Origin of the sequence: Enterococcus sp. DIV1304_2 (genome assembly GCF_050555445.1) — a bacterium.
GTDB classification, from domain to species: Bacteria; Bacillota; Bacilli; order Lactobacillales; family Enterococcaceae; genus Enterococcus_B; species Enterococcus_B pernyi.
Window position 1 is genome coordinate 739,543 of the sequence record NZ_CP187851.1, and the last position, 23,843, is coordinate 763,385.

The following is a 23,843-nucleotide window of genomic DNA, read 5'->3' on the forward strand; positions in this document are numbered from 1 at the left end:
TAGGACGAAAGGAGACGTCAGATGGGAGAAAAGGAATTACGTCGTTCAATGTCAGTATTTCCAATTGGTACAGTTATGAAACTAACAGACTTGACTGCTCGACAAATCAGGTATTATGAAGAACAGGAATTTGTTCATCCCGAGCGAAGTGAAGGAAATCGACGCATGTATTCATTGAATGATATCGATATTCTATTAGAAATCAAGGATTATCTTTCAGAAGGATTGAATATGGCTGGAATCAAACGGGTCTATGAAATGGCACAGGCGAAAAAACAAGAAGAAAAAAGTAAAAAACCGCTGACCGATCACGACGTTCGTCAAATTTTCCGTGATGAGATATTAGCTCAAGGCGGGTTAGCCAAAACAGGACATTATCAGTCACAAGGCTTGCAACAACGTCAATACTTTGACTGAATGAAATAAAAAAAAGAAAGAGGGATACCATGGTAAAGAAACAAATCACAGGCGAAGAAATTAAACGAATCATTGAGGATGAGAACGTACGCTTTTTACGTTTGATGTTTACAGATATATTAGGAACAATCAAAAATGTTGAAGTTCCAGTGAGTCAAATCGACAAAGTACTTGAGAATAAAATGATGTTTGATGGTTCTTCGATTGAAGGATTTGTCAGAATCGAAGAAAGTGATATGTACTTGTATCCTGATCTTTCTACTTGGATGATTTTCCCATGGGAAAGCGACCACGGCAAAGTGGCGCGCCTGATTTGTGACATTTATAATCCAGATGGTACTCCATTTGCTGGTGACCCTCGTGGCAATCTGAAACGTTCATTAAACGATATGAAAAAACTTGGCTTTACCTCATTTAATTTAGGGCCTGAACCAGAATTCTTCTTGTTCAAATTAGATGAAGATGGTGGCATCACTACGACGTTGAATGACAAAGGTGGTTACTTCGATTTTGCACCAACGGATCTAGGCGAAAATTGCCGTCGAGATATCGTATTGGAATTAGAAAGCTTAGGCTTTGAAGTGGAGGCTTCTCACCATGAAGTGGCTCCTGGACAACACGAGATCGACTTCAAATATGCGGATGTCGTTGATGCTTGTGACAATATCCAAACGTTTAAATTAGTCGTGAAAACCATCGCTCGTAAACATGGCTTGCATGCGACTTTCATGCCAAAACCATTATTCGGGATCAACGGTTCTGGAATGCACTGCAATATGTCTTTATTCAATGAAGATGGAAATGCCTTTTACGATAAAGACGGAGATCTAGAATTAAGTCAAACTGCGTATCATTTCTTAGGTGGCTTACTGAAACATGCGCGCGCGTATACGGCGGTCTGCAATCCGACGGTCAACTCTTATAAACGTTTAGTTCCAGGCTACGAAGCACCTGTTTACGTGGCATGGAGTGGACGTAATCGTTCGCCATTGGTACGTGTACCGGAATCTCGTGGTTTATCCACTCGTTTAGAATTACGTTCTGTCGATCCAGCAGCGAACCCATACCTAGCAATGGCTGTTTTATTACAAGCAGGTTTAGATGGTATCCGTAATGAATTGACACCCCCACCGGCTGTTGATCGTAACATCTACGTGATGAACGAAGAAGAACGTGAAGAAGCGCAAATCCAAGATCTTCCATCAACGATCCACAATGCCATCAAAGAATTGCGCAAAGACAAAGTGATGATCGATGCGTTAGGCAATCATATCTTTGCAAACTTTGTGGAAGCCAAACGTCTGGAATGGGCAGCCTTTAGACAAACCGTTTCTGAATGGGAAAGAGAACAATATTTAGAGCTTTACTAATAAAATCCCGTTAAATCAAAGAAAAGTATAGAAGAGGTCGTGACAGAAGTGTTCAGCCTCGAGAAATAAGGCGCCATCCACGAAAATTGTTCTTCAAATTTTTGTGGATGGCGCCTTATTTCCAAAGAGGTTACTTCTGTTTCTGCCGTTTATTCGGTTTTAGGTGGTACAAGAGGATTAATGTCTCAGACGCTTTTTTTCTTCATCACTGGAGTGTGAATTTTTGGCCTTGTGGCTCGTTTGTAGTGGATCCTGAGAAAACTTTCCCATTACCTGCTTTGATAGAGTATGGAAAGGAGTAAAAAAGGTGACATCCAAATAAAATTTTCCTATAAAGCGATTATTTGATCGTTTATGAGATTTTTTGTTCCAACTATTTCGATATATATAGTAATATTTTTTTCACTATTTTTATTCCGTTTCATAGGACTTAATGTATTGACGTCAGTGAAAGTGCTTTTATCCATCAAGTAGGTATAAACGTAATTGAATACTTGACTTTCGTTTAGATAGCTTGTAATATACACCTTGGGCACCCTTTTAGAGGGTCAGAAGTTTACAGAAATCAACGCTCCCTATTCTTTAGAAGGATAGGGAGCCTTATTTATTTTCTTAGACTTTTCCTGCAGATAAAACAAGAAGGAGTTTTTGAACATATGACAAAATACATTTTTGTGACAGGCGGCGTGGTTTCATCGATTGGTAAAGGGATCGTAGCAGCATCTTTAGGCCGTTTGTTGAAAAATCGTGGATTGAAAGTAACGATCCAAAAATTTGATCCATACATCAACGTGGACCCAGGAACAATGAGTCCATACCAACACGGAGAAGTTTTCGTTACAGATGATGGAGCAGAAACGGATTTGGACTTAGGCCACTACGAACGTTTTATTGACATCAACTTGAACAAATACTCCAATGTGACGACAGGAAAAATTTATTCAGAAGTCTTACGTAAAGAACGTAAAGGGGAGTACTTAGGTGCAACTGTCCAAGTGATTCCGCATATTACGAATGAAATCAAAGAAAAAATCATGCGTGCAGCTAAAATGACTGACTCAGATATCATTATCACAGAGGTCGGCGGCACAGTTGGGGATATCGAATCACTGCCATTCTTAGAAGCGTTGCGTCAAATGAAAGCTGATGTTGGCTCTGACAATGTGATGTATATCCATACAACGTTGATTCCTTATTTAAAAGCGGCTGGTGAAATGAAAACTAAACCAACACAACACAGCGTAAAAGAATTACGTGGATTAGGTATCCAACCAAACATCTTAGTCGTGCGTACAGAGCAACCAGTATCTCAAGATGTCAAAAATAAATTGGCACAATTTTGTGATGTTGAACCAGAAGCAGTAATCGAATCACCAGACGTAGATACACTATATTCAATCCCGTTATTATTGCAATCACAAGGAATGGATCGGATCGTTTGTGATCATTTGAAGCTTTCAACACCAGAAGCAGATATGACCGAATGGAAAGCATTAGAAAATCGTGTCTTGAACTTGAAGAAAAAAGTTCGCATTGCTTTAGTAGGGAAATATGTTGAATTACCTGATGCGTATATCTCAGTTGTTGAAGCATTGAAACACTCAGGTTTTGCGTTTGATGCGGATATCGAATTGGATTGGGTAAAAGCCCATGAGTTAACGAGTGAAAATGTGGATGAACGATTGAAAGAGGCCGATGGGATCTTAGTACCAGGTGGGTTTGGTGATCGAGGAATCGAAGGCAAAATCGAAGCCATTCGTTATGCGCGTGAAAATGATGTCCCATTCTTAGGAATTTGTTTAGGGATGCAAATGGCTTGTGTTGAATTTGCACGTAACGTTGTAGGTCTAGAAGACGCTGCTTCAGCAGAAACGATTCCAGAAACTGCAAACAACATCATCGACTTGATGGCAGATCAAGAAAACATTGAAAATCTTGGTGGAACATTACGTTTAGGGCTTTACCCATGTAAAGTCAAAAAAGGCACGACTACTGCTACAGCTTATGATGGGGCAGAAGTGGTTCAAGAACGTCATCGTCATCGCTATGAATTCAACAATAAATACCGTCAACAATTTGAAGAACATGGCTTAGTCTTCTCAGGTGTCTCTCCAGACAATCGTTTAGTTGAGATCGTTGAGATCACAGATAAGAAATTCTTTGTTGGTTGTCAATTCCATCCAGAATTGATTTCACGTCCGAACCGTCCGCAAAAATTGATCAAAGCATTTGTTGGTGCTTCGTTAACGGAACGCGAATCAAAATAAAAAATACTAGAAATTGATCCGTCAAAATCAGCGGGTGTCAAATTATTAGAATTGTTATTAATAAATATTTTAAATGTTTATAGAGAACCTTTTACCTACGATATTTCGGTGGATTTTATTTATTTAATGAAAAAAGCGTCTTGAAAATTTTCATTTTTATTGATTTTAGTAGAAAACTAGTGAAATGTTTGGTAAAATAGGTTCGTTGGTTAAGGATCATCTTAACAAATTTAGTTTTCACAAAATTTAGGAGGAATTTATTATGCCAGTAGTATCAGGAGCTGAATTTTTACAAGCTGCTCGTAAAGGCGGTTATGCTGTCGGCGGGTTCAACACAAACAACTTAGAATGGACTCAAGCGATCTTAGAAGCAGCTGAAGCTAAAAAAGCACCAGTACTTATCCAAACTTCAATGGGTGCAGCTAAATACATGGGTGGTTACAAAGTATGTAAAGACATGATCACTAATTTAGTTGAATCAATGAACATCACTGTTCCAGTGGCAATCCATTTAGACCACGGTGACTACGATGCTGCATTAGAATGTATCGAAGTTGGCTATACTTCAGTTATGTTCGATGGTTCTCATTTACCATTCGAAGAAAACTTGAAATTAGCTAGAGACGTTGTTGAAAAAGCTCACGCTAAAGGAATCTCAGTTGAGTGTGAAGTTGGTTCAATCGGTGGAGAAGAAGATGGAATCATCGGAACAGGCGAATTAGCAGACATCGAAGAATGTAAACAAATGGTAGCAACAGGTATTGACTACTTAGCATGTGGTATTGGTAACATCCACGGTCAATATCCAGAAAACTGGAGCGGATTAGCATTTGATCACTTACAAGCAATTGCTGATGCTGTAGGTTCAGATGTACCTTTAGTATTACACGGCGGATCTGGTATTCCTCAAGATCAAATCGAAAAAGCTATCTCAATGGGTATTTCTAAAGTAAATGTGAACACTGAATTCCAATTATCATTTGCTGCAGCAACTCGTGAATATATCGAAGCTGGTAAAGACCGCGAAGGTAAAGGATTTGACCCTCGTAAATTATTAGCACCAGGTAAAGCAGCAATCGTTAAAGATGCTGAATCTCATATCGACTGGTTCGGTTCTGCTAACAAAGCATAATCGATAAAAGTTAGATCGAACGAGATAACTGATAGAAGAGAACAATGTGCCGATCCGGCGATTGTTCTCTTTTTTTATTTAAATAAAAGGAACGATACTCGTTTCTTCGTTTCATCTATGATAAAATACAAGCATATGTATAAAATTTGAGGAATAAACAAGGTGGGGAACAAATGAAAAAAATAATCATCGAAGGAAATCGTCCATTGACTGGTGAAGTAACGATCAGTGGTGCTAAAAATAGTGCAGTTGCCTTGATACCAGCAGCGATTTTAGCAGATTCTCCTGTGATCTTGGAAGGTGTACCTGACATTCAAGATGTTCATTCATTGATAGAAATTTTAGAAATCATGGGCGCAACTGTCCGTTTTGAAAACAATGTATTAGAAATCGATCCACGTGGTGTCGTTTCAGTACCGATGCCAAGTGGGAAGATCAATAGCTTGCGTGCTTCTTACTATTTTATGGGCACCTTATTAGCTAAATTTGGCGAAGCAGTTGTTGGTCTACCAGGCGGCTGTTATCTTGGTCCGCGTCCAATCGACCTTCATATCAAAGGATTTGAAGCGTTAGGAGCAAAGGTAACCAATGAACATGGTGCGATGTACCTACGAACAGAAAACAAAACGCTTCACGGAAATCGTGTGTTTATGGATGTGATTTCTGTTGGTGCAACGATCAATATCATGTTAGCAGCAGTGAAAGCAAAAGGACAGACGACGATCGAAAATGCGGCGCGTGAACCTGAAATCATTGATGTTGCGACATTATTGAACAATATGGGTGCCAAGATCCGTGGAGCAGGTACTGATGTTATCCGTATTGAAGGAGTAGAAGAACTGCATGGCTGCCGTCATTTCATGATTCCTGACCGTATCGAAGCAGGGACTTATTTGGCTGTAGCTGCTGCCGCAGGGAATGGCGTGAAAATCAAGAATGTGATCTATGAGCATCTTGAAAGTTTTATTGCTAAACTTCAAGAAATCGGTGTGAGCATGAAAATCAGTGAAGACGAGATCGAAGTCTATCCTTCAAAGAATTTAAAAGCCGCGAATGTGATGACTTATCCGTATCCAGGTTTTGCCACAGACTTACAACAACCGTTGACACCGTTATTATTGATGACAACTGGTACTGCTGAGATCGTGGATACGATCTATTCGAAGCGAGTGAATCATGTTCCTGAATTAGCACGAATGGGTGCTGATATCTCAGTAGAAGGTAATATGATCATCCTGAATGGGCCGAATAAACTCCATGGCGCTGAAGTTGTTGCTTCAGATCTACGCGCAGGGGCTTGTTTAGTGATCGCAGGATTGATGGCAGAAGGCACGACAACGATTTATAATGTCGAATATATTTTGCGTGGTTATGATCATATCATCGAGAAATTAACAGCAATCGGAGCAAGTATCAAAATGGTGGAGGAAGTGGAAGCCGAATGAGCGATTATTTGACAATGGCCGAACTGGAAAACAAAACACTAAAAGATGTTTACAGTTATGCAAAAGAATTTAAGATTCCTTATTACAGTAAGATGAACAAAAAGGAATTATCCCTAGCTGTTATTCGAGCTCAGGCTGAAAAACAAGGCTTTTACTATATGGAGGGGATTTTAGATATCGTTGGACAAGACGGCTATGGTTTTTTGCGTCCGATCAACTATGGTCCAAGTGTCGAAGATATTTATATCTCTGCCTCCCAAATTCGTCGCTTCAGTTTAAGAAACGGTGACAAAGTAGCTGGTAAAGCAAGACCGCCTAAAGAATCAGAACGATATTACGGATTGATGCACGTTGAAAGTGTCAATGGGAGAGATCCGGAAGATGCGAAAGAGCGCCCGCATTTCCCAGCATTGACGCCGCTTTATCCGGAGAAGCAACTTCGTTTAGAAACGACACCGCAACAAATTGCAACACGCATGATCGATATTTTCTCGCCGATTGGCTTTGGACAACGTGGATTGATCGTTGCACCGCCGAAAGCAGGAAAAACATCCATCTTGAAAGAAATCGCTAATGGAATCACTGAAAATCATCCAGAAGTGGAATTGATCGTCCTATTGATCGACGAAAGACCTGAAGAAGTAACCGATCTTGAGCGTAGTGTCAAAGGCGATGTGGTTTCTTCCACATTTGATCTGCAACCACAAAACCACACGCGGGTTTCTGAATTGGTTTTAGAGCGTGCCATGCGTTTAGTCGAAGACAAACGAGATGTAGTTATCTTGATGGACAGTATCACAAGATTAGCGCGCGCATATAACTTAGTTGTACCGCCAAGTGGTCGTACATTGAGTGGAGGAATCGACCCGGCGGCATTGTACAAACCGAAGAAATTCTTTGGTGCTGCTAGAAATATCGAAGAAGGCGGTAGCTTGACGATTTTGGCAACAGCATTAGTTGATACTGGTAGTCGGATGGATGATGTCATCTATGAAGAATTCAAAGGAACAGGGAACTTAGAATTACAACTATCTCGTGAATTATCAGAACGCCGTATTTTCCCTGCCATCGACATCAAAAAATCAGGTACTCGTAAAGAAGAGTTATTGATGGATAGTGATCAGCTAGAAGAAATCTGGAAACTCCGTAAGCATATGATTGGCGACTCATTAGAATATACGGAACAATTGATCCGTTTCTTGCGAAAAACTAAAAATAACCAACAATTTTTTAAAGATTTCCAAGATGTTTCTTTTGGCAAAAAAAATCCCACAAGAAATTTAAAAAGATAATTGCAAGCTTATAGGAAACATGGTAAGATGTAAATGTTGTAAATCGACAAATCAACTCTGGTTCAGCAAATGAAGCAGGGCAAAGGAGCGAATAGCATGAAAGAAAATATCCATCCAGATTACCATCCAGTCGTATTTTTGGATTCTACAACTGGTTTCAAATTCTTGTCAGGTTCAACAAAAACTTCACAAGAAACAGTTGAATGGGAAGACGGTAATACATACCCAGTCATCCGTGTCGAAGTAACTTCTGACTCACATCCATTCTACACTGGACGTCAAAAATTCACACAAGCAGACGGACGTGTGGACCGTTTCAACAAAAAATACGGTCTCAAAGACGAAAACGCTGCAGAATAATCAAACCATTGTTAAGTCAAGGTTTAACAGACTATCCTATCAGGATAGTCTGTTTTTTTGATCTTTTGTAATTCTTATGTAGAGCTCATAAAAACTGCAAAACGATTTGCTGTTTCTTCTGATTACTGGTTATGTGTTTACGAATAATCATAAATGTTAAGTTTATTCGTTTGTTATATCTAAATAATTTCTTGAGCCTTCACAAAATAATAATATGCTTCTGGACTAAATTTTTTAATCTTTCCCATTTTTTTAAAGAGTGGAACGCCAGTTAGTTCAGATAAAGGTTTAGAGGAATTGTAATGGTCAATATTAGTATGATTAGATTTTAACAGACAAGCTAAATATGCAGCTTTAGAAGCACTGACCACAGCTTCTTCTAAAATATAGTTTCTACTAATGATATGAGACTTGATTCTACGTATTCCATCTTCTAATTTTAAGAATGTTTCTTTATAGCTACTACCACGCCCTCCAATGATACATGCGGTCTTTAAGATATCGTCTAAAACATCTTCAGGATTCAAGCTACTCAATTCACGATATATAAGTTCTTGTTTAGCACATTTGTTGAATGCAGCTCTTATTTTACCTAAATCAATTGCTTGATCAAATAAACTTTCAATATCAAATAACTGCTTAATAATTTCCATTTCTTTTCCTTTATTGTAAGGAATACCAGTAGTATTTGGGGCAAATGCAGTTAACTTATCGCCTAGAATGTTTTCGATATCTGGGACGGAAACTGTTTTGTTTGGTGGTAAAGTAATAATAAAAGGACTTTTGATTGGAAGTTCTATTAAATGATTGTAGGGAGAGGGTTCAAATAAAATATCAAGTAACACATAGGATTCTGTACCATCTAATGGCGATGGATAGAAAAACTTGAAATGGGCCTTTGGAATCTCAGTTTGATAGCGTGATTGTTCTTCAAATCGGGTAAAAATAGAACAGTCAATAACTGTTTGCAACGTATTAGCAAGTTTTTCTTTGGAGATTATTTCAGTAATAACAATATCAATATCAATAGAGAATCGTTTGATTTTTTCCAGTAATAAAAGCAAACAAGTTCCACCCTTGAAAATAAACTCTAATTGAGTATCTGTAAGCTTTTCTAGTAAATATAAAGCGTGAGTTACTTTGTCCAATAAGTTATGATCTAAGTTTTGATAGTTATTTTCTACAGAGGCATACCAGTCAGTAGTAAAACTTGATTCTTGAATCATTCTTCTTCTCCTTATATAGGCAATATTTTTTTTAGTTCTTGGTGTACATTTCTCTTGTTTGCGTAACGGGTAAGTGTTGAATAATTAATATTGTACGTATCTAGAGCAGTAGAGATAATTGTCTGGATTTCTGAAGAACTGATTGGAAGAATAATCGGATTGTTTACAAGCAAATCGACAATTAATTTTTCTATTTTAGGAGTATAAAAGCTCCCATCAAACCTATTTAAAGGAGCATCAACATATAACCTATTGACAATAATATTTTCTTCTGAGGGGTTAATATAGTAGTCATACATCTTTTGATCTGGGGATACAAAAGTATTTGGAAACCGTTCCTTCAAATAATGAAAGGCAGCATTTAAGGTATCAATCTCAATCTCGATGATTAAATTATTTGTCTGATACATGTGATTGGATAAATTCCCAATCCATCCTGTAGAATATATACTGAAATTCATATACGGAAACTTAGTTTGTAAAAGGTTGGCTATGCGTAAAATTTTATCATTAGGTACTAAAGCAAATGTCTCCTTTTCATTGAGTGCATAGACACCTCTTTTGGGACTATATATGATTCCTTGTTGCTTGAGCGCATAAATTCGCCAACGTAATGTATTTAATGGTAATTCGGGAGTGAATTGCCGATAAAATACCAAGAGTTCTTGCGTGGAAACTTCTGATTTGTTTTTTAAATAATCAATTAGCTCATTTTTGTATAAATTACTAGACATAATAATTCTCCTGGGCAAATAATTGGGTTTAAACGAATTTTCAACCCGAATGTTTGTTTAATTCTACCAAATAATTGGGTGTAAATCAAATTATGACCCGAATATTTTTATTATTCTAATCTCTAATTTTTAAAGTCTGACTTGTGATAATATAGATTACAAAAGAGATGGCAAGACCTCACATTGATTATTTGGTAATTAATAATCTCATGCAACAAAAACATGTAAGAGAAGAGGCGCAGAAAAAGGAGAAAAAAATGAAGGATAAAAAAGCTTTTTTGTGTTTGATGTTCGGTCAAGCAGTAGCGAATATCGGTGATACGATTTATACAGTAGCAATCATCAGTGCAGTTTTTTCTTGGACAAATTCAGCATTTGCTTCAGCCGTTGTACCAGTCGTTGTAACAGGAGCAATGATGTTGGCTAGCTTTTTGACACCCTTATTATCCATGAAAATATCGCTTGATAGCATGTTGAAATGGAGTCAAATAATGAAGACCATTATTTTGACCGTTCTAGCAGTCTATCTCTCTTATTTGCCTAAACCAAGTAACCTAGGCGTGATTTATCTTTTGATAGCTTGTATTGCATTTTTAGACGGATGTGCGGAACCAGTCAGTATGGCACTTATTCCTCGATATATCAAAAAAGATCAGTTGATTCGGGCAAATAGTTTATTTAGCACGATGCTTCAAGTCGTTAATATCGGCAGTTGGGCGGTAGGTGCTTCTCTACTTATTTGGTTTTCTGTTTCTGAGTTAGTTTGGATAGATGTTGGACTATTTTTAGTTTGTTCTGTTTTATTTTTATTTCTACCTAAAGCTGTTGAAAAAGCAGCAAATCACTCAAAATGGCAAGAGTTGAAAAAAGGTTGGCAATACGTTTGGCGAGAGCCTTTGATACGGATAGTCGTGATCATGGATACAATAGAAGGAATTGCCAATACCGCATGGGCCTCTTCTATTGTGCTGGTTTTTGTATCGGTATTATTGGAACAACCAGCTAACTGGTGGGGCTATATCAATACTGCTTATTTTATTGGCGCGTTACTCGGAAGTTTGATCGTGATGAAAAGTCCGGAATTTTTTGATAAAAGTAAAGGAAAAGCAATCGTAGGAGGCTCTTTTTTGGGTGGTGTAGCAACTTTGCTAGTCGTGTTGCTCCCTTATGCGTCATTTGTTTTGCTCTGTACGTTGATGATCGGAATCTTTTTCCAGATAAAAAATATTCCGCAAGCAACGATCATTCAGCAAAAGATTTCAGAAGAAAAGTTACTTTCTGTGTATGCGATATCAGGAGTTATCCATATGGGCACTTTTTCGACTGCGATGCTAGTTATGGGGAAAATTGCTGATCTTTTTGGCGTGAAACTCGTTTATCTTTGTTCAGGATTACTTCTTATACTTGTGGCGCTCATTGGTCAATATAAGAAAAATCTATTTGCTTGAAAAGCCTAATATTGTTTCTAACACGAGATCGGGAAGTCTCATTAAATAAGGCGTCATCCACAAAAATTCGGAGAACGATTTTTGTGGATGGTGCCTTATTTCTAAAAGGGTTACTTCTGTTCCTACCGCTTATTTGATTTCAGATGGTGGGAGAGGATGGATAGCCCGAACACGTTTTTTTATTACTGTGAGAAAATATGACAAACGTGCTGTTGTTTATTTTTTTTACCTCATTATTTGATAAGGATAGTGATATAAACAGCAATTTTATGGGCTTTTTTAGATAGATGCACAAATAAAATAAATTTTCTTCCATTTTTTTTAGATGTGAAGAAAAATTGGTAAATAACACATTATTGTGGATGTTATAGTTATTTTGTAATAAAAAATGATTTTAGGGGAGTTATTTTAAAAATGAAGAAAAGTTTATTATTTAGCGCTGCACTGTTAGGGATGGTTATGTTTTCTGATGTAACTACCGCAGAGGAAGTTATTCATTCGGGGGATAATGAAAAAGCTACCACATCTGCAATCGTACAAAACAATCAAAATATTTCTACTAAACTAGAACTCAAACAGAGTGAGAATCTAAATACATATAGATCAACTATTTTAGATAATCCATATGGTCCGAGTACTAATCAATCGACCGGAATATATAAACGTGCGAATGATGTGATCGAGATATACGTAGATGAATCAACTGATCAAACACAACTACCGACATATACAGTTACTACACCTGCTTTAACGAATTTTTCGGAAGGCTCGGCAAATGGAACACAACTTGTTAAGGGACGTAATGTGATTTCTGGTTCGCAAGTCGGTCTGATCCACATTCGTAATGAATCTGGTCAAACAGCGCAAGGAAAACTAAGTATTGAAATCAAAGGCGGGGTAACGATTCCTCGATTTATTCTTGGCGAAACAACTCAGCAAGAATGGACAAAAATGATTGCCGATAATCCGACAGCAGTAGGCTATGAACTAGTCAGTGACCGTGTGTTAGTGACAGGATCGAATCGAACACTCCAAGATGCAAAGGATCCTGAGACGATTCTTAATGCACATGAGAAAGTCATTACGTTCCATAATCAAACATCTGGTTTAGATGGTAGTTCTACTGTCCATCGTAAGCCAGTTGGGTTGTTCCAACATTTGCGAGAAACTATTCAGTCTGGCTATTATATGTACGCTTTTTACCAACATACAGCTTATAGCAGCACCTCAGATGCAATGAGAGTAGTACTGAATCCTACGACTATGGGACAATGGGGGATTTGGCATGAACTTGGTCATACCTATCAATTATCACGAATGAATTGGAAAGACTTGACGGAGGTCACAGTAAACATCTATTCTATGCGTGCAGAAAAAGGACTGGGCGAGCGTAGTCGTCTAGAAAGAGATAATCGTTATCCAATTATTTTCAACTATTTGAATGGAACCGGACAAAAACAATTTGATAGCCAAAACGTTTGGACAAAATTAGGAATGTTCTGGCAATTGGAATTAGCATTTGGTGAAGATTTCTATCCAAACTTACATAAAATGTATCGAAACGAACAACGATCACTGCCGACGGAACAAGAAAAACGTCAGTATTTTGTTGTTGCAGCTTCAAAAATCAGTGGTCAAAACTTGCAACCTTTCTTTGAAAAATGGGGCATCCAAGTGACTGCTGAAAGTCGAATCGAAATGGAAAAACTACCAAGCTTGACTAAAAAAATCTGGGAATACCGAGATGAGATGACAGGTGAAGTAGGGGATATCGATGGTGGTACGAACAATAATGACAAAGAAGCACCGACGATCCCAACAGGTCTTGCGGCGAATGAGGTAACAAGTCATTCTGTCAAATTAGCATGGAACTCATCTTCAGATAACACGAAAGTCAAAGGGTACAATATCTATAGGAACAACGTAAAAGTGGGTACAACGGATAAGCCAGAATATTTAGATGGAAATCTAAAGAGCAACGAAGTATATGTGTATCAGGTAAGCGCTTATGATGAAGCAGGGAACGAATCAGCAAGAACGAGTTTCTTGACTGTTGTTACAAGACAAGAAGAAAAAGATGACGAAGCACCAAGCATCCCTACAGGTTTGACACAGGGAAGTGTAACGACTAATAGCGCACAGATCCTTTGGACTGCTGCGACAGATAATTTACGTGTAGCTGGCTACAATATCTATCGTGATGGGGTGAAAATCAATTCAGTAACAGGTTTGAATTTCACTGATACAAATCTAGCAAGCAATACTAGCTATACTTATCAAGTCAGTGCTTATGATGGAGCAGGTAATGAGTCAGGAAAAAGTCAGGCAGTGACAATCAAGACCAACGAGCAAAATGTTATTCAAGATACTTGGCGCAGTGACCAAATTTACACAGCAGGAGACTTAGTGATTTATAACGGCATCCAATACCGTGCTAAATGGTGGGTCAGAGGTGAACGTCCTGATACATCTCAAGCATGGGAAAAAGTAGATAAAACACAAACACAAGATTGGGTAGCGAACAAAGCATATTCTGGTGGGGATCAAGTCGTCTACAAAGGAAAGTCTTATGAAGCAAAATGGTGGAATACTAATAGCAATCCCGAAACAAGCAGTGTCTGGGTATTGAAATAATAAGTTGCAACAAATCAGTTTTACTAGAATAAAAAAACAGTAATGAAAAACAGCACCTACTTCTTTCTTTAAGGAAAGTAGGTGCTGTTTTTATGAAATAAAAGAAGTTGACTCAAACTTACTTTAAGTATTTCTCAAATTAGTTAGATAGTGGTGTCTCTCTTGGTGTTCCAGTTTCTAAAGCCTGTTCTTTTGCTAATTCATTTTTATCATAAATCTTAACAAATGGATAATACATGAAAATGGAAAGAATGATCAATAAAATGTTCAATACGGCTGCCCGCCAGTCACCACCTGTAGCTAAGTAAGCACCAATAGGACCAGGGAGCGTCCATGGTGCGGTGATGGTAACAGCACTGACTAAACCTAGTTTAGTCGCAAACCAAGCGATGGTTGCGCAAACCATTGGAGCAAAGATAAACGGAATGATTAGTGTTGGATTCAATACGATCGGTACGCCAAAGATAACTGGCTCATTGATATTGAAAATAGAAGGAGTGATGATTGCTTTACCTAATTTTGAAGCATATTTTGATTTGGCTGTGAAGGCAAGCAGAATCGCTAAACCGATCGTACAACCTGCGCCACCGATCCAAACAAACCATTGATAAAAAGGTTCAGCTGCAATGTTGGGTAAAGCCTCACCAGCTGCTGCTGCAGTTGTATTGGATTCTAAGATCTGCAACCATAAGGGGCGAGCAAGTGAACCAATGATGGATACGCCATGGATACCGAATGCCCAGAAAAAAGTGATTAGAAAAATCAGCAACAAGACACTCGGCAACGTATCGGTTGCGCTGATCAAAGGGCTGACAATTTTTGAAACGGCAGTGTGCCAATCAAAGCCGATGTAATAGCTGATCGATGCCATGACTAAAATCACGATCAAGGTTGGCGTTAATGCTTCGAAAGAACGAGCGACCGCAGGAGGTACTTGCTCAGGCATTGTGATTTTAAATTTCGATTTATCCGTCAAACGATACACTTCGACTGCAAAAATTGAAGTAATGATTCCGACAAACATCCCACCACCGCCAAGATTGGCCATAGGCAAAACAAAACCAGAAGTACCAGCAGCTTCCGCAGCCTCAAGAGGAATATTGACAGGGATAAAGGTCAACAAAAAAGCAATCGTAGCGAGTAACCCACCAGAAACAACATCTAGTTTATAGGTTTTGGCTAAACTGGCACCGATGCCAAATGTCGCATATAGAGACATGATATACATGGTCATGCGATAAGGTAATAAAATAGTTGCTGCATTTTCGGACAAGAACTGATAGATCCCCCAATTGGGCGGTAAGGGCGGAAAAGCAATGATCAAGAAAAACGAACCGACGATAATTAGTGGCAATGTAGCGATGATCCCATCACGAATGGCACGTAAATGTCTTTGGTTGGCAATTGTAGCCATTGGACCTGCCAAATAACACTCAATGATTTCTGTAAACTTTGTTAACATATTGACACTCCTTTTTTATCGATAGAATTTAGAAGATGATGCCTTGATACAACCATAGATAAGCGACGAACATCAGACAGACTGTAGCGATAAGAAATGTTCGGATACATCCTTTAGTAAAACCTGTATTAGTTGAAATAAAATAATAATTGCCAGTGATGACAGCAGCTAAAGAGGGAGGAAGAAAGAGAAAGACACCCAGTCGAACTTCCCAGTGCAATAAATAGAATAAATAGGGAATGAAGATACCACTGACGATACAAGCAAGAAGCAAGTAACAAGCCGATTTCATCCCAAAATGAATGATTGATGGAACGGTTTCTTTGTTATTCATGGTGAGACCTCCTTTTGTTTATTTGAAACGCTTTCATAAATCAAGTATACATTTATGAAATTAAAAATCAATATATTTATCTATCTAACGTAATTTTATTTCTATACCTATGATGTATGGACAAGTTTGTAAGTATTTGATGAAAGAATCAAAAAATATGGATCAGATAGAGGGAGTCCCTCATAATCTGATCCATGTTTTGGTTTGTGTTCTGTTTTCGTTTAATTAAAAGCTTCGGCCGCCGCCGCCAAAGGTACCGCCACCACTCGAATGAGTCGTGCTGCCACCACCACCGTTTCCTGGGGGTGGCGCTTTAGGGATACGACGAGTCGTGACAAAGGAGTTCGTTAAACGATCTGTTTTGTCCGTCAATTTGATACTTGCCTTTTCACGAAATGGGTATTTATATGTCCCGGATTTCAATTGGTATCGTGAGGCGGTGATCATATAAAAAGCGATGCTTAAGATAGCTGCCAAAGCCACCGCAATCACTATTTCGACGGTAGTCAAAACTTTATACCGAGTGATTTTACCTGTGGCTTCATCTATACGATAATGACCGCCAGGCACTCCTTCATCTACATAAGTAGAAGCTTTGGTCAAATAGGCTTGGGCTGCTGCATAATAGTTTGCATTCGTCATCTGATCATAGACATCATCTAAAATCGAATCGATCCGGCGATCCGTCAAATAGTCAATCATATTTCCAGAAGTGGAGATATAGATTTCTCGTTGCCCCATATCTAAAAGTAAAACAGAACCATTTTGATCATTTCCTATTGCGGTTCTTAAATAGTTGTCAGCGAAGTCTCTAGGTTCTGCACTATTTGAGGTAGTCGTGACGATAAATACTTGTCCTTTGATCTTGTCATTGATTTCTTTCGCTTGTTGGCTCAGTGTGTTGACTTGTTCGCTTGTAAATAAATTCGCCTCATCATTGATTGTTGGGGTAGCAGCTCCTACGATCGGTGTCCACAGTAAACTAATGGCTAATAAAAAGAAAATGGAGAGACTTTTTTTACTCATCATATCAAATAGCCTCCAATCATAAAGAGGATCGCTAAAACAGTGAATATCCCGAAAGAGGTCAAAGCGAGTTTTTTATGACTGATCGGTAATACACCGCTAACTTTACCCGTTTGGCCATTCATTGCATAATAATAGACTTTCTTGTTAGAATCGTTGCTACGGTAAGTAACAAGCCAGACCGGTAACAAGACATATTCATTTTTTTCGCCAGTGATTTCTGCAGAAGCACGTACTCCGGTCAAAGTAGTATAGCCATTGGCTGTATCTCGCAACAATTTTTCGGAATAGTCACGTAACTCATTTTGGATATCTGCTTTGATTGCTTGGTACTCAATGTCACGTTTCTCTGCTTGGAATCCAGCGAGATATTGACTCTTGAATCCGATAGCTTTAGCTAAAGGAAATGGTTGGACAGCTTCCACCATTTTTTGTTGAGTATTTTTTGACAAAGCATTTTTTACTAATTCTTTGAAGGAAAGCTTTCCTTCACGGTGTACGGCATATTGTTTTGTTTCGGTATACTCGATATCACCGATACGCCAGATTCTGACAACTGTCCCGTTGGCTTGTAAAGAACCATCTAGTTCAGCGTCGGTTGCCCAATATGGGAAATAAACGCCAGTTAATTTGTCGATTTGCTCCTGATTGAAAAATGCTTTTGGTACAAACCATTTTTTCTTCGTCCATGCGAGAAACTGTTTAATTGCTTCTTCTTTTTCTACAGCAAAAGGCAGAACTTTATTTGGTAAGAAGTCACCACTTAGTCGTCCGGATAGCACGACTGGATTATGACAGTAGTAACAATAGGTAGCAGCTGTAGTGGCTTCTGTGACGATTTCTGCACCGCAGTTTGGACATAAAAATAGTTCCATGTTGCTTTGTTCGTCAGTAGCCGTCTGTTCAGCTGTTGCCTCTGTATCAGTCATTCCACCAGCATCGGCAAATGCTTGACGTTCTGTTTCATCCATTTGATCGAGCTGTTCTTCTGCTGTAAAGGTGAACTCATCCTTTGCAACTGGTTGATCTTGAGTCCCATTGATGTCGCGGGCCGCTTTTTGTTCCTCTTCATATTGGCTGACTTCTGCTTCTGTATAAATATTTAGGCAATAGTCGCAATGAAATTTTTGATCTTTTGGATCGAAGGTCAATGGTCCGCCACAATTGGGGCATTTATGTGTTAAAGCATCCATTCAGGCACCCCTTTCAACTAGTCGAGTGGGATACCTTTGAATGGTTTTCCACAATTTGGACAAAACTTAGGAATTCCATTTGAAAGATCCACTACTTCATGACATTCGCTACATTTCATTTCAAGCTTTGGTTGGCTATTTGCCACTGGTTTTGCAGCACCACAGTTTGAACAGAATTTCCCGGTGTTTTCGGTACCACAGACAGGGCAAGTCCATGTATCGTTAGTACCTTGAGCTGTTTGTTGGTTTTGTTTTTCTTGTTGTTGCTTGATTTGTTCTTGATTATTTTGTGCGGACTGAGCTAAGTAGGAGCCATTGGCATTCATGCCCATTCCCATACCCATAAAGCCAGTCATCGCACCGGCATCATTTTTACCTGCAGCTTCCATCCCACGAGCAATCGAACCTTGCACATAGCCCTCACGGACACTAGGATCACCTAACATGGCACCTTCATTACGCATGTTGATGAGTTTGACCGAATCATCTGTGTAAGAGATGCTAGCAACTGCGACAGAAACAATCTCCATCCCACGAAGCTCACGCCAAGAATCGTCTAACGCTGTGCCCATATATTTGCTTAGTTCTAAACTTTTTGATGGGACATAGGAAATACGTTGCCCATCAGCAGACATTTGGTTGATCGCTGATTGTAAAGCAGTCAAGAATTCTGCTAAATATTGTTCATTGATATCTGCAATTTCAACTTGCGTCTTATTTTTAGGAATTGCATTTGTATAGAATAAGATTGGATCGGTGATATGGATCGAGTACGTTCCATGTGCACGTAAGAATAATTCTGCATTATAGAAATTATCAAAGTAATTTAATGGCGCGCTTGTGCCAAATTTGATTCCTTTGATCTCTTGTAGATTGATATAGAATACTTGTTGTTTTTGTGGAGTTACGCCACCAAATTTAAAGCGGTCAAAGGTTTCAGCGATTGCACCTTTCAATGAACCATTGAACATGGAAGGGGCAGCATCGTTTTTGATCGTATAATAGCCTTCTTCAGCTGTGTAATCGATGATTTTTCCACCATCTACCAAAAGCATCATCATGTTCGGATAGACATGAACGACTGTGCCATCTGTCAATACATCTTCTGTACCTTTTCGATTGGATCCTCTTTTATCGTCTTTACGTACCTTGACACCTTTTGTCATGACTGTGGTGTCGCTCATATTGTCTGGTTCAATGACTTCGATCCATTGATCTGCTAATCCGCCGCCGATCATGCTAGTTGCTGCTTTAATAAGTCCCATAAAAAGTCCTCCCTGTGAGCAAGTATTTTTTTACTACGTATATGTTTGTATTATACCATAGGAGACTGAAAATGCTCTCAGTCGAAAGATGTAGAAAACCAGAGCAACTATTTTCCACGTTCAGCCATACGTTTTAGAACTGAACTTTTTTTCAGAATCTGGATAAATACTGTTCAAGGCGCAACTCTTTGGACACAGCTCAAAAAAATCAACGATGAAATAGCTATTTTGACTGTTTCTGTCTAATAGTCTAGAGTTTAAGGTTTCTTTCGCAACCTAGACAAACGATGTTCGAAATTGGTATTTAGCCGAAACATCCCAAAATACGAGCAGCTTTTTTGAATGTTAAGGCTTATTTCTAAGTGTTGCTCACTTCTGTTACAACCGAATAAAGTATAGTAGTTTTTTTTGGCTAAATCACGTATAATAAAAGTTAGTGAATTTTTCAAAAGAAGGGGGATCCTTATGGCATATCAAGCACTTTATCGTGTGTGGCGTTCACAGCGATTTGAGGATATCGTTGGACAAAAAGCTGTGACACAAACATTGAAAAATGCGATTGTTTCCCATAAAACCTCACATGCCTATTTGTTTACAGGACCAAGAGGGACAGGGAAAACAAGTGCGGCAAAAATATTTGCCAAGGCGATCAATTGCCCAAACAGCAAAGATGGTGAACCTTGTAATCATTGTGAGATGTGTCAGTCGATCACGACTGGGACACAAGAAGATGTCATTGAAATCGATGCGGCAAGTAACAATGGTGTCGAGGAGATCCGTTTCATCAGAGATCGAGCAAATTATGCACCAACAAAAGCCGCTTACAAAATTTATATCATTGATGAAGTCCACATGCTTTCGACTGGAGCGTTCAATGCTTTACTGAAAACACTGGAAGAACCAAAAGAAAGTGTTATTTTTATTTTAGCAACCACTGAACCGCACAAAATCCCTGCAACGATCATCTCTCGAACACAACGTTTTGATTTCAAACGGATCAATGCAGCAGATATTACCGAACATTTAGAATATATCTTGGATCAAACAGAGATTGCTTACGAAGCGCCTGCGTTGACAGTCATCGCACGAGCAGCAGAAGGTGGGATGCGAGATGCGTTAAGTATTCTTGACCAAGCGATTTCTTTCAGTGATGGCACGATCACGTTGGATGATGCAATGCAAGTCACGGGGAGTTTGACGAATGAGATGATGGATGCGTATCTATCCGCTTGTTTTAGCAAAGAGATCCCACAAGCCTTACAAGAGTTGAATCAAATTTTAGCGGCAGGAAAAGAATCACGGCGCTTTTTAGAAGATCTGTTGTCTTATTGCCGTGATCTATTGATGTTTCAGCAAGCACCAAATCTATTAGAGGAAACCTCACATGTCAAAACAGAAACATTCACGACATTGGCGAAAGAAATCCCGGCACAACGTTTGTTTCAAATGATCCAAATTTTGAGCGATACACAAAATGAGGTGCGTTTTACAAATAGTGCGACTATTTATTTAGAGGTTGCGACAGTGAAACTAGCTCAATCTTCAGCAAATGAAAGTCAGCAAGTGCCTAGTGAAATCGATCAGCAACAAGTAAAACAATTGCAACAAGAGATCCAAGAGCTGAAAAAGGAAATCAAAGAAATCAAAAATGGCACGGTGAAAGTCACTGCGAATCAGCAAACGACGCAATCACCTGTTCAGAAAAAACAGCCAAGTACATACCGTATTCCTACGGAACGGGTGTATAATGTACTAAAAGAGGCGACAAGGAAACACTTGAATGAAGTAAAAGAAGTCTGGGATGATCTTTTGATGAGTTTGTCAGTGACCCAGCGAGCGATGCTCAAAGCAAGTGAACCAGTTGCGGCAGGACCTAATGGACTAGTGATTGCTTTTGATTATGAAATCGTCTGTCAGCGCGCAGCTAATGACGAAGAGCTTCAATTAGCGATCCACAACCAACTTAGTCGCATGATCAAAGATTATGCGCCAGAGCCTGTCTATATCACACGGGAAAGTTGGCCTGGTCTAAGAAAAAATTATCTCGTCCAAGCAAAGGATGGAGAAGCCGAAGAATCGTTTGCGTCTGATGATGAATCAGACGAGATCGAATTGCTTCCTCAAGAACAAACAAACCAAGAAAATGTAGTGACGAAAGCTGAAGAACTTTTCGGTTCAGCAGTCACAGTAATCGATGATTAGAAAAGGAGAGCGATAATAATGATGCGCGGAATGGGAAATATGCAAGGGATGATGAAACAAGTCCAAAAAATGCAAAAAGAAATGGGCGAAGCCCAAGAAAAACTAAATGAAACAGAATTTACTGGTAGTTCTACGAATGATCTAGTCAAAGTCGTCTTTACTGGTAATCGTCGAATGAAAGATATCCAGATCAATGATGAAGTAGTTGACCCAGAAGATACAGAAATGCTACAAGATTTGATCGTGATGGCTGTCAATGACGTATTAGAAAAAATCGATACAGAATCAGAAAAAACAATGGGAAAATACACTAAGGGCTTACCCTTTTAAATTTTCCTGAAGGGGAAATGAACATGCAATATCCAGAACCAATTGCCAAACTGATCGACAGTTATATGAGACTTCCAGGTATTGGTCAAAAAACAGCGACAAGACTGGCTTTTTATACGATCGATATGAAAGATGAAGTGGTCAATGAATTTGCTAAAGCTTTATTGAGCGTCAAACGCGATCTACATTTTTGTAGTATTTGCGGAAATATCACAGAAGAAGATCCTTGTGAGATCTGTAAAGATCCATCGAGAGATCGTGGCATCATTTTAGTCGTTGAAGAACCAAAAGATGTCATGGCGATGGAGAAGATGCGTGAGTATCGTGGCTTGTACCATGTGCTACATGGTGTATTGTCACCAATGGAAGGTACGGGTCCAGAAGATATCAATATTCCTCCTCTCTTACAACGTTTGCATGATGCAGAGGTCCAAGAAGTGATCATCGCAACGAATGCGACCACTGAAGGAGAAGCAACAGCAATCTACCTTTCACGATTGATCAAGCCTGCTGGTATCAAAGTCACACGGTTAGCACATGGCTTATCTGTTGGTTCCGATATCGAATACGCAGACGAAGTGACTTTAATGAAAGCGGTCGAAGGCAGACGTGAACTATGATTTTTTGCTACGAGTCAGATCGCGGTAGTTTGATCAACAAAGATTTTCAGATACAATAGAAAAGCAAGAGAAGAGATGGAGGAACAAGTGTGAACGGCTTATTTATTACGATCGAGGGACCTGATGGTGCAGGTAAAACGAGTATCATCAAAGAACTATATCCTCTTTTACAACAAGTAGCAAAAACAGAGATCATTCAAACTCGGGAGCCAGGGGGGATACCAATTGCTGAACAGATTCGTGCAGTGATTCTTGATCCCAAAAATGATCGCATGGACGAGAGAACAGAAAGTTTATTATACGCAGCTGCTCGACGACAACACTTGGTCGAAAAAGTTTTACCTGCACTTTCGAGTGGGAAAATCGTTTTGTGTGATCGTTTTGTCGATAGTTCGTTGGCCTACCAAGGTGCGGGTCGTCGGATCGGCGTAAACGAGATTGCTGAACTGAATGAATTTGCTACAGAAGGAACGACTCCTGATTTTACTCTTTATCTTGATGTGGATTCTGACACAGGATTACGTCGCATCGCTAAAAATCGCCAGAATCAAATCGATCGCTTAGATTCAGAAGGATTAGAGTTCCACCAGCGTGTCCGTCATGCCTATTTGAAATTGGTAGAGGAGCATCCAGAGCGTATCCATAAGATCGATGCAAGAAATAGTTTTGAAGAAGTGTTACAATTGAGTTACCACGCAATTATCAACCAATTTCCACAATATTTTGAAAGTCAGGAAGGTGAACGTAAATGAAAATCATTTTAGCAATCATTCAAGATAAAGATAGCAACCGTTTGTCCAATGAATTGATCGATGCAAACATTCGTGCGACTAAATTATCTTCTACTGGTGGTTTCCTTAAAGCGGGAAACAGCACATTTATCGTTGGTATTGAGGACGATCGTGTCGAAGAAGCATTAGAGATCATCAAAAAAACATGTGAGTCAAGAAAACAATTTGTTTCTACTCCAGTAACGTTAGATATTTCAATGGACGGTGGCGTTCCTTATCCTGTAGAAGTAGAAGTGGGCGGAGCAACAGTCTTTGTCTTACCAGTTGAAGGATTCCACCATTTCTAGGAGGAACT

21 protein-coding genes are annotated in these 23,843 nt (G+C 39.0%); 14 read left to right on the forward strand and 7 right to left on the reverse strand.

What is annotated here, in order from left to right; genetic code table 11:
• The first annotated feature begins 21 nt into the window (after positions 1-21).
• The 7 genes from IGJ14_RS03510 (at position 22) to IGJ14_RS03540 (ending at position 8,283) form a co-directional block, all read left to right on the forward strand.
• Positions 22-417, forward strand: coding sequence for a MerR family transcriptional regulator (locus IGJ14_RS03510; protein ID WP_010736065.1), 396 nt, complete (start codon positions 22-24; stop codon positions 415-417).
• Between the two features lie 29 nt (positions 418-446).
• Positions 447-1,787 (forward strand): type I glutamate--ammonia ligase, encoded by a 1,341-nt coding sequence (gene glnA, locus IGJ14_RS03515; RefSeq protein WP_010736064.1) that lies wholly within the window; start codon positions 447-449, stop codon positions 1,785-1,787.
• 656 nt (positions 1,788-2,443) lie between these two features.
• Entirely contained in the window at positions 2,444-4,054 is a 1,611-nt protein-coding gene (locus IGJ14_RS03520) for a CTP synthase (protein ID WP_010736063.1), read from the forward strand.
• A gap of 262 nt (positions 4,055-4,316) precedes the next feature.
• Complete coding sequence (locus tag IGJ14_RS03525; protein ID WP_010736062.1) at positions 4,317-5,186, forward strand: class II fructose-bisphosphate aldolase; 870 nt, start codon at positions 4,317-4,319, stop codon at positions 5,184-5,186.
• A gap of 173 nt (positions 5,187-5,359) precedes the next feature.
• Entirely contained in the window at positions 5,360-6,631 is a 1,272-nt protein-coding gene (locus tag IGJ14_RS03530; protein ID WP_019722643.1) for a UDP-N-acetylglucosamine 1-carboxyvinyltransferase, read from the forward strand.
• Positions 6,628-7,923 carry a transcription termination factor Rho gene (gene rho / locus IGJ14_RS03535; protein ID WP_010736060.1) on the forward strand — a complete coding sequence of 432 codons (1,296 nt, stop codon included), beginning with the start codon at positions 6,628-6,630 and terminating at the stop codon, positions 7,921-7,923. Before IGJ14_RS03530 ends, rho begins: the two co-directional genes overlap by 4 nt.
• Positions 7,924-8,019: 96 nt before the next feature.
• Complete coding sequence (locus IGJ14_RS03540) at positions 8,020-8,283, forward strand: type B 50S ribosomal protein L31 (protein ID WP_010736059.1); 264 nt, start codon at positions 8,020-8,022, stop codon at positions 8,281-8,283.
• A 179-nt stretch (positions 8,284-8,462) separates the two neighbouring features.
• Here the strand turns inward: IGJ14_RS03540 and IGJ14_RS03545 are convergent, their stop codons facing one another.
• Both IGJ14_RS03545 and IGJ14_RS03550 read right to left on the reverse strand, forming a co-directional pair.
• Positions 8,463-9,509, reverse strand: coding sequence for a nucleotidyl transferase AbiEii/AbiGii toxin family protein (locus IGJ14_RS03545; RefSeq protein WP_104775777.1), 1,047 nt, complete (start codon positions 9,507-9,509; stop codon positions 8,463-8,465).
• A gap of 11 nt (positions 9,510-9,520) precedes the next feature.
• Positions 9,521-10,243: a DUF6577 family protein gene (locus IGJ14_RS03550; RefSeq protein ID WP_104775778.1), complete on the reverse strand. Its 723-nt coding sequence runs from the start codon at positions 10,241-10,243 to the stop codon at positions 9,521-9,523.
• 257 nt (positions 10,244-10,500) lie between these two features.
• Here IGJ14_RS03550 and IGJ14_RS03555 point away from each other — a divergent pair, with 257 nt between their 5' ends.
• Both IGJ14_RS03555 and IGJ14_RS03560 read left to right on the forward strand, forming a co-directional pair.
• Positions 10,501-11,691, forward strand: a complete 1,191-nt coding sequence (locus IGJ14_RS03555; RefSeq protein ID WP_104775779.1) for an MFS transporter — start codon at positions 10,501-10,503, stop codon at positions 11,689-11,691.
• Positions 11,692-12,105: 414 nt separating this feature from the next.
• Positions 12,106-14,325, forward strand: coding sequence for a M60 family metallopeptidase (locus IGJ14_RS03560; protein ID WP_104775780.1), 2,220 nt, complete (start codon positions 12,106-12,108; stop codon positions 14,323-14,325).
• Positions 14,326-14,464: 139 nt separating this feature from the next.
• Here IGJ14_RS03560 and IGJ14_RS03565 read toward each other — a convergent pair whose 3' ends face one another.
• The 5 genes from IGJ14_RS03565 to IGJ14_RS03585 form a co-directional block, all read right to left on the reverse strand.
• Positions 14,465-15,787 (reverse strand): PTS sugar transporter subunit IIC, encoded by a 1,323-nt coding sequence (locus IGJ14_RS03565; protein WP_104775781.1) that lies wholly within the window; start codon positions 15,785-15,787, stop codon positions 14,465-14,467.
• A 28-nt stretch (positions 15,788-15,815) separates the two neighbouring features.
• Complete coding sequence (locus IGJ14_RS03570; RefSeq protein ID WP_010736056.1) at positions 15,816-16,121, reverse strand: hypothetical protein; 306 nt, start codon at positions 16,119-16,121, stop codon at positions 15,816-15,818.
• A gap of 225 nt (positions 16,122-16,346) precedes the next feature.
• Entirely contained in the window at positions 16,347-17,150 is an 804-nt protein-coding gene (locus IGJ14_RS03575; protein ID WP_104775782.1) for a TPM domain-containing protein, read from the reverse strand.
• On the reverse strand, positions 17,147-18,340 hold the full coding sequence (locus IGJ14_RS03580) for an ATP-binding protein (protein ID WP_104775783.1): 1,194 nt from the start codon (positions 18,338-18,340) through the stop codon (positions 17,147-17,149). The genes IGJ14_RS03575 and IGJ14_RS03580 overlap by 4 nt, the downstream gene beginning before the upstream one ends.
• A gap of 17 nt (positions 18,341-18,357) precedes the next feature.
• Positions 18,358-19,605 carry an SPFH domain-containing protein gene (locus IGJ14_RS03585; protein ID WP_010736053.1) on the reverse strand — a complete coding sequence of 416 codons (1,248 nt, stop codon included), beginning with the start codon at positions 19,603-19,605 and terminating at the stop codon, positions 18,358-18,360.
• Between the two features lie 465 nt (positions 19,606-20,070).
• Here IGJ14_RS03585 and dnaX point away from each other — a divergent pair, with 465 nt between their 5' ends.
• The 5 genes from dnaX to IGJ14_RS03610 all read left to right on the forward strand — a co-directional run bounded on the left by dnaX (position 20,071) and on the right by IGJ14_RS03610 (position 23,835).
• Positions 20,071-21,807, forward strand: coding sequence for a DNA polymerase III subunit gamma/tau (gene dnaX, locus IGJ14_RS03590; protein WP_066026212.1), 1,737 nt, complete (start codon positions 20,071-20,073; stop codon positions 21,805-21,807).
• A gap of 18 nt (positions 21,808-21,825) precedes the next feature.
• Positions 21,826-22,137 (forward strand): YbaB/EbfC family nucleoid-associated protein, encoded by a 312-nt coding sequence (locus tag IGJ14_RS03595; protein WP_010736051.1) that lies wholly within the window; start codon positions 21,826-21,828, stop codon positions 22,135-22,137.
• Positions 22,138-22,160: 23 nt separating this feature from the next.
• Positions 22,161-22,757, forward strand: a complete 597-nt coding sequence (recR, locus tag IGJ14_RS03600; protein WP_019722633.1) for a recombination mediator RecR — start codon at positions 22,161-22,163, stop codon at positions 22,755-22,757.
• Positions 22,758-22,846: 89 nt separating this feature from the next.
• A complete protein-coding gene (gene tmk / locus IGJ14_RS03605) occupies positions 22,847-23,509 on the forward strand; it encodes a dTMP kinase (protein WP_029594255.1) in 663 nt (220 codons plus the stop codon).
• Complete coding sequence (locus tag IGJ14_RS03610) at positions 23,506-23,835, forward strand: cyclic-di-AMP receptor (RefSeq protein ID WP_010736048.1); 330 nt, start codon at positions 23,506-23,508, stop codon at positions 23,833-23,835. Before tmk ends, IGJ14_RS03610 begins: the two co-directional genes overlap by 4 nt.
• The last annotated feature ends 8 nt before the right edge of the window (positions 23,836-23,843 follow it).